The following is an 11,359-nucleotide window of genomic DNA, read 5'->3' on the forward strand; positions in this document are numbered from 1 at the left end:
TTCAGTCTGAGCATCAATAAATTCTTTTTTATTCTGACTACTTCCTAGTAATGCCGCTATAAAAGAAACTCCATTGCCCTCCAGTTTCTCAAAAACATTTTTTGTTGCCGAATTATTGCTTGAAACAACAGCCACACTCTGATTATTCATCACTGCATTGGCAATAATATTAAGAATAGTCTGTGTCTTTCCTGTTCCCGGAGGACCTTCAATGACACTGAGCGGATTTGAGAATGCATTGTCAACTCCTGTTTTCTGACTTAGATTAAAACCAAAAGGAAAGATTTCAATAGGAGAGGCTTGGTAATTCTTACCGGGTTCTTTTCCGTCAAGATAATTATAAAGAATAGAAGTCTCAGGAATAAAACGGATACTTCCATAGCTATTGGCAAGAATATTATTGCCTTCCTCTGTCTTCAAACCAACACTTTCTGCAGTCGCTTTTAGATAAGAAAAAATATTTCCTGCTCTCTCACTTTGAATAGCAGATCTCACCATCTTAATCCTATGTTGAGGATAAGAATATGCTTTACCACTGCTTTTATACAACACGACACACTTATTACCCTCAAAAGAATAAGATTCTACCTCGTCAGTTCTGTCCTTGCCATCAATGTAGATTGCTTCTTTTCTAAAGATATGTGGACTGGATTTTTGCATGATTCTCTGTTATTACAAATATAATATAATAAGACGAGGCAAAATATTGATAGTCTAACTTAAAGGAGAATTACTTTTAGTCTTTCAGTGACATTTCCCGAAGCTTTGAATGAAAAACAATAATTATCCATTATTGTTTTTATTATGCTCACATTTAATTTCTCCATTTAAATTAAATGTGAAATCTCTTTCATCATCAGTAGAATAGTCATTAAATACCCAACTTTTAATCTTTGAATAATGATTAAATTCTTTCCAAAAATTTTCAAAAGCAGCTGTATCCTCGCAGTTAAAATTATCCTCATCAGATAGAGGAACTATAAAGGTAATTAACTTACATGTTAGATGAAACTCACCAATCATATAGGGAAGTTTTTTATTATTGTTTTTCCTAATGTATAAGAATAATTTCGGCTCGTAAGAAAAATGTTTATAAGAAATCGCTTCACCAATCATTGGTAGCTTTTCAATCTTAAAGTCTTTATTGATCCATTTTATAGTCCTCTTAAATTTACTTAGTTCATTTTCACTAACAACACTTAGACAAAATTTTACTAAGCACCTGTAGATATCTTGTGAATTGATCTTTTCTTGCAGTTCTAATCTAATATTATACTGATCGGGATTCTCCTCAATATTTGGTCTATTTTCAATACCTTGAAATGTTATTTGAACATTTTCGTCCTTTATTATTTCAAAATTTTTTCCTTTAATTTTTTTTGTACCACCTTTCCCTTTAACATCATAGAATGTTCTAAATATGGAGAAATAATTAATTAGGTCTGGTTCGATTTCTATACTGAATTTGTCGTTGCATCGGTCACATTCATCATAAAGAAAAACTTTTTTATTACCCAGCCCCTCAGAAATTGCGTGAGCTTTGTTTTTAAATGTGGTCTCTTCTTCATTCTTTCCACAAAACCTACATTTTTTATTATTTTTATTTCCTATAAATGCCCTTAATCCTCCAAATCCTTTGACATCATAATCATTTAGCGTTTTACCAATTGTAGATTCAAATTCATCATTTAGTTTTTCAAGATCAACGTCTCGACTTAACGATATCAAATAATTGTTAAGCTGATTGGATAATGATATGGTTAATTCAATATTTGGTAGAAATAAAAAATATTCATTATCATCTAATTTATTAAAAAATGAGGTTATCTGATTAATACTTGGTGGAAATTTCGATTTGAATTTCACAACAAAATCTTCTACCTGAGATTTTGTTTGTAGATCATTTTTTTGAAGACTTTCAATTGTACTATTATTGATGTCTCCAAAAATACTATAGAGACCGAAAAAAAAGTCCTTAATTAAAACTTCGTTTTCTGATTCAACTAAAAATGATAATGTTTCATTTAATGATTTGAAAGTAATTTTTGTTGACCACATTTAAAGTTTTTTAGTTTAATTATTATGTTATTAAGATGATTAATGTTGAGATTTAATTCTTAATAAAACTTGAAATTGTCATAACCTCTATTTGAGGTTTTTAATTTGATTTATTTCATTCGACTTTAGTACTAATGTATTTATCTTAAGTTTTTCAAATGTTTTTTCAGCTTTATATTTACATCTATCATCGTTGGTCACGAAAATGTCACAATGTGAAGCATAGAATGTATGTAGACCATCATCAAACATATTATTAAAATTTGCATCACTCTTATATCCTTGCAAATCGAATGTATAAAATGTTTCAATTACTTTATAATAAGATTCGTTGTCATTCTCTTTAATATCAAATTTTGGCTTGTAGGTATCAGCAATTGCAAAGAAATCATTTTTTAAATGTTTAGGAATTTGATCATTATTCCTCATATAATTGACAACATCTTTATTACCTTTTAGAGATGAAATATTTTTGGATAATTGAGCCTTAAATAATTTATAAAAACTGTAGTCCGACTTGAGTTTGATTTGAAAACTATATAGGTCGGCAAACAAGCTATATAATGATTTCTCAAGAATTGTTGTTGGGAACATTAATTGAGCAAATTTATCTTTAGTAATCTTTGATACCCATTCGTTGGGAAGGGGCAATTTTTTTGTCAAATGGATAGGGCTTTTATCACCCAAGCCAAAATCAAAAAGTTCATCTAAAGTTTCATCAAAAATATCTAATTCATCTTTTTTAGAATTAAAAAACTCAAAAATATCTCTTTTATGCCACCAGATATTTCTTTCTCCCCAGTATTGGCAAATGCACAAATCTTCTGTTAGCTTCTGTATGTTTTTTAAATGTCCGTCAATGTAAGCAGGATTTTTTTTCCAACCTCTTAATAAATCATTTAAGTGTGCATTTGAATAAGGAACTTCTACATTATCGTTAGAAATTAAAGTTAACAAATTGGTATATTCAATTTTTTCTTCTTCTTCGAGCGAATCAATTTTTTCCAATCGGTCAAAGATGTTTAAATCAAGGTATATTATCATAATTATACTTTATTTGAAATACAAATCTTATTAATTTATTGCACTTTTCTAAAAATAGAGATGTCAGAATCGTTGTTGGAGATTTAATAATAATAAAAAATCATTATTCCTCAGTTTATTTATTGTAAAAATCATCAAGCTTAGAAGGACTAACAAATGGAGCAAGACGTTTTTTAATTACAACAAAATTGCTTAGGACTAACGTTACAAATGCCAATGAAAAATACTTATTTTCATTAAAAATATTTCTATTTTTATTTTTATCTGATGCGTGTGAAAAGTCATTTCTATATGCAATAAGAATTGTCAGTAAACCTTCCTCATTATACTTTTTTCTTTTTAGTTCTAGCTCGTCGTATAACCATCTTAGATGGTCGGGATACAATTTGATTTGGTTTAGTGTTTTATCAAGACTGCTACGCAAACAAAGATCTTGCTTGTATGCATTATTGTTGATTCCCCAACCTCGTTTCTCATCGTGAAAAAAATATTCTAGCATCAAATAAAATGTGCAGAATGAAGTTTGGTAATTTGCGAAATAGAACATTCTTTTTGCGTCTTTGAAAAAAGAAAATGGAATAAATAGTTCACCTAATTGTCTTTTATGCAAAACAGTTTGAACTAGCCAGTCTTGCGATAGAACTTCAAGCTCTTGTTCAGTTTCTAAAGTTTTCTTACAACTTGTAATAGGAGAAAAATGGTCTTCATCATTTTCAGGTATCCATTTTAACTCCAGATTTCCTTTGTCAATGTATTCAATTTTATTATCTGTTGCAGCAAAAGATTCAATGTGATTTATATATTCAAGCATTTCAATATAAGAAGCCTCTTTAGGTAAAATAACTTCTTTGATTCCATTGTTAAAATATAATTTAGGAAGACAGTCTGAATTTTCATCAATTCTTTTCGAAATTGAAATATAAAATTGAAAATTGTCTTTGAAAAGTTTAATTGTATAAGGATTACGCTTTATTTCAATGTAATTATTTATGATATTCAAATTTCCATAAACCTTAAATTGTAGTTCAAATCTCATAACTATGTATAATTATACTATAGAATTTTAAGTTAATAAAAGCAATCTCAAAAATATTAAACTTCAGAAATCGATTCATTTAACCAATCATTTTTCAGTTTAAATATTTCTCCTAAATTATTCCCTTCATTGTTATACACATAATGATTTTGTACATAACAATAGGGAAGCATTAGATTTTCAAAATTCAAGTCATTTTCTGTAAAAGGATGCTTAAATATCCAATATTTACTGGAAGGTATATTGTGCGGGAACACTCTATTAATCATAATACCACTAACATTGGTTATTCTTTTTGATCCATTATTATAAAAAATACCATCTTGAGTTCGTATTAATTTTTCATTTCGATCATTTTGATCGGTTGAAAAAGAAATAGCTATAGAACCCCAAATAGCAGCATCGATATCATAATAGGATGATGATTTTATGCTTAAAGTATTTATACAAATTAAATAAGGCTTGTCTAACTTTCCGTACCTCTTTGCTTTCGTTAAAATAGATTCTCTAATAGATTCTTCTGCACCTCCAATAAATGTCTCAATAGGCCGAATACCTATACTTCTTCGTGGTTTTCCAATTGCCTCTTCATTAACGGGTAGAAATTCTATATTGATTAAAATTTCGTCATTTTCAAAAAACAAATTTTCAAATTGTGGTAAAGAAGATGAAAAATCGTTTTTTGTCTTTATAAGCTCTCTTTTATGATTGAGTTCGGCAATTTTATTTTTAATATTTCTGACTAGCTCTTTTGTTGAAGGCTGATTTTTTGTTTTTAATTGTAATCTTTCAATATGAAACATAAAATGTGGTGATTCAATTTTGTTTATTGTTTCATAAAACCTCTCAATTAACTTTTCAGTTGCCTCTTCAAAATTTGATTTGTCCTTGCAGATTTTAGCTTCTATATAGATTTCCATACCATCTTTACTTATTAAAAAATCTGGCTTTTTGTCTGTATTGTCAATTTCTGGGTGTATTATAATTTCGTAACCTAGTTCTTTAAAGAAATTGAATAAAAAAAGTTCATAAAAAACTGAATCAAAACTCTTCTTGAATCTGTTCTTTACCTCATATTTTTCAGAATCTGGAAGTTTTGAAAACCATTTTTCTAATAAATCACGTATTTTGCCAATATCTTTTCTTGCACTCCGTTCATAATAGCTGAAGGAATCTTCGTTCGCTTCGGCTGGACCTGTAAAATCTCGTTCTATTTTTGAAAAAAGATTCATCTCAATTTATTTGAATTTAATAAATATCTCTATGAATGTAAATGTACTGAAGATTTTTCTGTTTAATTTAAGGCTTTCCGTAAAAATTGAATATAGGGAATTTAAACTTTTATTACATTACAAAAACACAAATAATGTAAGCGTTAAAAGTCTACATCGTTATTTCAATTAATACAATATTTGTATTATTACTATGCCGTAGAAGCAAATCATTTGAGAAAACTAGAGAGGAGCAAAGTTCCAGAAGCACTTCAGGTTTAAATCGATAAATAGCAATCAGAATAAAAATTATGCTAAAGCTGAATCAGGACTTTTTTCTTAAAATACTATCTTGAAATTCTGAAATATGTTCATCTTTTATTTTGCAGTATTGTTCACCAAAATCAGTCATTGTAAATCCCATTGATTCAACAATAAGAGTTATAGTTACCATTGATGATCTTTTTTTACCACTAAAAGCATTTGTTACAGTGGCTTTTCTAATATCAGCATTAGAATTGATAGCAATTTTTTCATAGCTATCAATAATGTCAGAATCATCACTTTGAGAATGACTTTTATTACGGCTAAGTAATAGCCGTAACGTAATTGCAGTCTTTATCATTATGATTTTCTCAACATCAGTAAACATGAATGCAATTAAAAACTATTCAAATATTTATTCGGTACGCTTTTGTTTACCAATTATATTTTTATTATATTTGTAAAATAGGTTACAGAAAATGTAACTTTGCGATACTTCAAAGAATAATAGAAGCTATTGCTTAGAATCTTGTAATAGAAAACTGGTAATTTTAAGGAAACAAGAGGATAAGTATTAAGCTCACGACCTAGGCGTGGGCTCTCTTATCTGTTTCCAAGGTATACCAGTACCCCTATTACTGATAATGTAGAGTCTCACGCCGTCTTTTTTCAATGCTGTTCGCTTTATCTCTACACAACAATCTAAGCCCGCTTCCTAAAAATAGTATCAGAGTATACGATACAATAGGAGGGTACAACCTATTGCGGCTTTAATAAGCTTACACGGGACACAGATTTCATTCATATTAAATTCTTTCCGGTGCCTGGCGGTCACTGCCTACAGAACCTCACCAGTCCTTTTTCATACCAAAGGGCATCAGGAAAGTCTTGAACATACGATGAATCAAAAAAACTACTCAACTTAAAAATCAGAAGAAAGAAAAAAGCCCCTTCCCATACAGTTTGACGACATAGGGAAAGAGCGGAGTTCAGTAATTAATCATTTAAAAATTAAAAACCTTTACAAATCTATGAAAAATTCCTATTACAATATAGGAGGTATTTTCTTTGGCCTTATGTTTACTACAGTAAGCATGAGCATTAAAGCCCAAACACGCACCATTTCAGGTATTGTTACCGCATCCGACAAACCTCTTTCAGGAGTAGTTATCTCCCAAGAAGGCAGCGATCACGTAACGACAACCACTGAAAAAGGAACCTACACATTACAGGTGACCGCAGAAAATCCCATCCTATTGTTCAGACACCCTGATTATACAGAAAAAAGAGTTACACTCACTAATCAGCGCGTCGTCAATATAAGCTTAGAACAAAAAGTAAAGGGAATCGAAGAAGTTATTCTCAACGCTGGCTACTATAAGGTAAAAGATAAAGAAAGAACTGGAAGTATTGCCAAAGTTTCAGCAAAAGACATCGAAAATCAACCCGTTAACAATGTTCTTTCAGCAATACAAGGAAGAATGCCAGGGGTCAGTATCACACAGAATTCAAGCGTTCCGGGTGGAGGTTTTGATGTGCAGATCAGAGGAAGAAACAGTTTAAGAAGCTATGCAACCACAGGTTATGACGGTAATAAGCCATTATACATTATCGATGGTGTACCCTTACCGCAAATCAATGATTTCAATACGGGAATGTCGGGCAGCATACTTCCGTACAGCGAAACGAATCCATTAAATTCCATCAATCCTGATGACATTGAATCTCTTGAAGTTCTGAAAGATGCCGACGCCACGGCTATCTATGGAAGCAAAGGAGCCAACGGCGTTATTTTGATCACCACAAAGAAGGGTAAAAAAGAAAGAACAGAGGTAAATCTGAGAACAAGCTACGGTCTTGGACAAATGACCAATGTACCAAAGATGATGAACCTTGAACAATATACGGCCATGCGTAAGCTTGCATTCGCCAACGATGGAGTACCGGTTCCTGCCAATGCTTATGATATCAACGGCGTATGGAATCCCACAAAATATACCGACTGGCAGAAGTACTTCATCGGAAACCATTCTGAATTTTCAGATGTCCAACTCGGTGTATCAGGAGGCAGCGGCAGCACGCAATTCTCCATTTCGGGTGGGCATAACGAAGAAACAACGGTTTTTCCGGGCAGCTACCGCTACACCCGAAACAATCTTGCAGTTAATCTCAATCACACCAGTGCAGACCGAAAGTTTCAGATCGGATTTAACGGAACCGCTTCTTTACAGAGTAATCTTCTACCGCCTACCGATTTCAATCTGGTGTACGCTGCGCTGGCACCCAATGCACCGGATCTCTATATGCCCAATGGGATGATCAACTGGGAGAAGAACACCTTCACGAATCCGATGGGTCCCGCAACACAGACCTATACTGTAAAAACAAAAAGCTTAAATGCGAATATCACGACAAGCTATAACTTTGGAAGTGGGTTCAGCATTAATTTGAACAGCGGCTATAGTACGTATAACAGCAATGACCAGAAGATCTTCCCAAAGACGACCTACAATCCATCCAGCAATATCGGCAGCAGCAACTCTTCTTTAAGAAAAGGCCAGAAGCTGAACCAAAGCTGGATTCTGGAACCACAGCTCAATTACGAAAGAAGATGGGCGAAACATCAATTTTCGGCATTGATAGGGGTTTCGTTACAAGAACAGAAATCCGATAATTTGGTGATGCTGGGAAGAAATTTTCCATCGGATGATATGCTGACCAATATCGCAGCCGCTGCCACGATCACCGTTCCCAGTGCCAATGAATCACTATATCGTTATCAGGCGCTTTATGCAAGATTTAATTATAGCTATAACAAACGCTACTTTATTAATCTAACGGGCAGGAGGGACGGATCAAGCAGATTTGGCTCCGATAGGAGATACGCGAACTTTGGTGCCGTGGGCGCAGCATGGTTGTTCTCAGAAGAAAGCTTCTTAAAAAACCGATCATGGCTGAGTCTTGGAAAGCTGAGAACGAGCTATGGAATAGCGGGAAATGACCAGATCGGAGATTATCAATATTATGATACCTATCAGTCTACCGGAGGATCATATGGCGGTTTTTCAGGAATAGTTCCACAACGTCTTTACAACAAAAATTTTGGCTGGGAGCTCACGCGTAAATTTGAAGCAGCCCTCGAATTGGGTTTATTAAAGCAGCGACTGAATGTAAATGTAGGGTATTATCATAACATCAGTTCCAACCAGCTGATCGGTATTCCAATGCCTGCTACTGTCGGGTTTAGCAGTATCCAGGCGAATTTGGATGCTACGGTAAGAAACAGAGGACTTGAGGTATCGTTGCAGACCGTCAATATACAGAATGATCGTTGGAAGTGGACGACAAGTTTCAACATAACACTGCCTGAAAATAAGCTTCTGCAATTTCCAAATCTTGATAAGTCCACTTACGCCAGCCGATTTGAAGTCGGAAAGTCAACGTCTATGGTCAAGCTGTACCAATATACAGGGATCGATCCTGTGACAGGCTTGTACACCTTTTATGATGCTAACAAAGATGGTATGATCAACAGTGCGGACCGTATCATCAGCAAAGAAATCAAAGAGTATTGGTACGGAGGCCTGCAAAACAGCATTCAATATAAAAACTGGAGTCTGGATGTTCTGCTTCAGTTTATTAAACAGAGTCAGTACAACATCAATTCAATGTATGGCAACATTGGCTATATGGCGAATATGCCCGCGGTGTTTACCGACTACTGGACACCTCATAATCCAGATGCTCAATTTCAAAAGCCAAGTGCAGGTTATAGTTCTGCAGCTGCTACCGCTAGCTCACTTTTTAACAGCAGTGATGCAACCGTTTCAGATATGTTTACAGTAAGGGTTAAAAATGCAACATTGAGCTATTCGATACCAATACCCACCAATGAAAAAAGAAGGTTTGGAGCAAAAGTATTTATCAGCGGACAAAATCTATTCGTATTCTCAGATTATAAAGAAGGGAATCCAGAGTTTACCGTGGCGGGCTACAGCAGTCCTTTACGCGTTATCAGTTTTGGATTTTCATTAACCTATTAAAAAGTATCATCATGAAAAGAAATAGTATCAAAAATATCGTTCTGTTAAGCATTATGGTTTTAACATTTTTGTTATTAAAAAGCTGTGATCGTTTTACGGAGGTAGGATTGCCAAAAAGCCAGATCACAAGAGACGTTGTTTTTAAAGACGATCAATTGGCTAAGTCGGCAATGGCAGGTGTTTACCGCTCGTTGGAAGAATCCGGATTTTTATCGGGTTCATCCTCCGGTGCGCAGGTTATTCTGGGTGCCTATGTTGATGAACTGCAATCTTATGCGAATGCGACCAGCGATGCCACCATCTTTTATCAACTCAGCCACATGGCCAGTTCCTCAAAAATAAACAGTCTGTGGACGACCACCTACACCCAGATTTACAATATCAACTCCGTGATTGAAGGAGTTGAAAATTCCGAAAATCTGAGTCCGGAGGTCAGAAACCGATTAAAGGGAGAAGGACTTTTTCTAAGATCGATGCTGCATCTTTACCTGGTACAGACTTTTGGTGCGGTACCTTATGTAAACTCTACCAATTACGAAGTCAATCAAAGTATTGGTAAAAACACGATCAATCAGGTTTACGATCAATGCAAAGCCGATTTGACTGCTGCCAATGCTTTATTACCAGAAACTATGGCAGCAGGCAATAGGATTTATCCGACAAAAATAGCAGCTTATGCTTTATTGTCAAGGATCGCCTACTATGAAAAAAATTGGGATGCTGCCGTTCAGTATTCCAGTGTGGTTATCAACAATACACAGTACAAAATGGAAACGGATCTTAATAAAGTATTTTTAAAAGACAGTTTCGGAAGTATATGGCAGCTGTTGCCGTTTAATTCATCGTACAATACCTATCAGGGAAATGTCTTCATTCTCAATACGGCACCGCCAACGAACGTAGCACTCCGTCAGGATTTTGTCGATGAATTTGAAACGAATGACGCACGCAAAACTTCGTGGATAGGACAAAAGACCGATTCTCAAAACAAAACCTATTATTACCCTTTCAAATACAAACAATATTCGACGAGTGCCAGCTCATTGGAATATTCTGTAGTACTTAGGGTAGAAGAGTTGTATCTCATCAGAGCTGAAGCTTACCTTCAAAAAGGTCAATACGATCTGGCGGTTTCAGATCTGAACAAAATCAGAAGCAGGGCAGGATTGCCATCACTGGTGAATAGTGCCGATCCAAATGTCTTAACCAATGCTTTGATCAAAGAAAGAAGATCAGAATTGTTTACCGAATTTGGCCACCGCTTCTATGATCTCAGACAGCATAATCTATTAGATATTGTAATGCCTGTCAAGAAAACAAACTGGAAGCCACATTTTAAATTATTGCCGCTGCCGGAAAAAGAACTGCTTCTCAATCCAAACCTAAACCCGCAGAATGATGGCTATTAGATTGTATGTTATGGGATTTCTTCTCGTCCAAAGTTTGTACTTTTCTCAGAATATAGACTCCCTGAGCAAGGTGTACAAACAATATTATGAGACAGTGCTGTTGAAGACAAGTCCTTCCGGAGAATATGCAGTATTGAACCATCATAATACCTATGGCAAAGATGAAGATGAGCTGTTTGACATAACAACCCGTAGAGGGACAATTATTGACAAGCACAATACCTATATTTTTTTTGGCAGTGATGTATTATTGATGGTCAACAATGATCACTGCCGCTTTTTAAATGTAAAAAC

The 11,359-nt window shown here is 34.3% G+C and carries 9 protein-coding genes; 3 read left to right on the forward strand and 6 right to left on the reverse strand.

Going from position 1 to position 11,359, the window contains the following annotated elements; all coding sequences use genetic code 11:
• From AB4Y90_RS09540 to AB4Y90_RS09565, 6 genes are all read right to left on the reverse strand, one after another.
• The coding region (locus AB4Y90_RS09540) for an AAA family ATPase (protein WP_441557221.1) at nt 1–660 on the reverse strand (660 nt) is incomplete at its 3' end.
• 123 nt (nt 661–783) lie between these two features.
• A complete protein-coding gene (locus tag AB4Y90_RS09545) occupies nt 784–2,058 on the reverse strand; it encodes an HNH endonuclease (RefSeq protein ID WP_441557222.1) in 1,275 nt (424 codons plus the stop codon).
• An 87-nt stretch (nt 2,059–2,145) separates the two neighbouring features.
• Nucleotides 2,146–3,066, reverse strand: a complete 921-nt coding sequence (locus AB4Y90_RS09550) for a hypothetical protein (RefSeq protein WP_441557223.1) — start codon at nt 3,064–3,066, stop codon at nt 2,146–2,148.
• Between the two features lie 151 nt (nt 3,067–3,217).
• The gene (locus tag AB4Y90_RS09555) at nt 3,218–4,138 is read right to left on the reverse strand and encodes a hypothetical protein (RefSeq protein WP_441557224.1); all 921 of its coding nucleotides are present in this window, start codon (nt 4,136–4,138) and stop codon (nt 3,218–3,220) included.
• Between the two features lie 56 nt (nt 4,139–4,194).
• Nucleotides 4,195–5,370 carry a hypothetical protein gene (locus tag AB4Y90_RS09560; RefSeq protein WP_441557225.1) on the reverse strand — a complete coding sequence of 392 codons (1,176 nt, stop codon included), beginning with the start codon at nt 5,368–5,370 and terminating at the stop codon, nt 4,195–4,197.
• A gap of 304 nt (nt 5,371–5,674) precedes the next feature.
• Complete coding sequence (locus AB4Y90_RS09565; RefSeq protein ID WP_441557226.1) at nt 5,675–5,974, reverse strand: hypothetical protein; 300 nt, start codon at nt 5,972–5,974, stop codon at nt 5,675–5,677.
• 670 nt (nt 5,975–6,644) lie between these two features.
• Between AB4Y90_RS09565 and AB4Y90_RS09570 the strand changes: the two genes are divergently transcribed.
• The 3 genes from AB4Y90_RS09570 to AB4Y90_RS09580 all read left to right on the forward strand — a co-directional run.
• On the forward strand, nt 6,645–9,656 hold the full coding sequence (locus AB4Y90_RS09570) for a SusC/RagA family TonB-linked outer membrane protein (RefSeq protein ID WP_441557228.1): 3,012 nt from the start codon (nt 6,645–6,647) through the stop codon (nt 9,654–9,656).
• A gap of 11 nt (nt 9,657–9,667) precedes the next feature.
• The gene (locus AB4Y90_RS09575) at nt 9,668–11,065 is read left to right on the forward strand and encodes a RagB/SusD family nutrient uptake outer membrane protein (protein ID WP_441557229.1); all 1,398 of its coding nucleotides are present in this window, start codon (nt 9,668–9,670) and stop codon (nt 11,063–11,065) included.
• Nucleotides 11,052–11,359 (forward strand): hypothetical protein (locus AB4Y90_RS09580; protein WP_441557231.1); only part of this gene is annotated, 308 nt, incomplete at its 3' end. The genes AB4Y90_RS09575 and AB4Y90_RS09580, both read left to right, overlap by 14 nt.

The sequence above is a fragment of the Chryseobacterium sp. 2TAF14 genome (genome assembly GCF_052115105.1).
Taxonomy (GTDB): Bacteria; Bacteroidota; Bacteroidia; order Flavobacteriales; family Weeksellaceae; genus Chryseobacterium.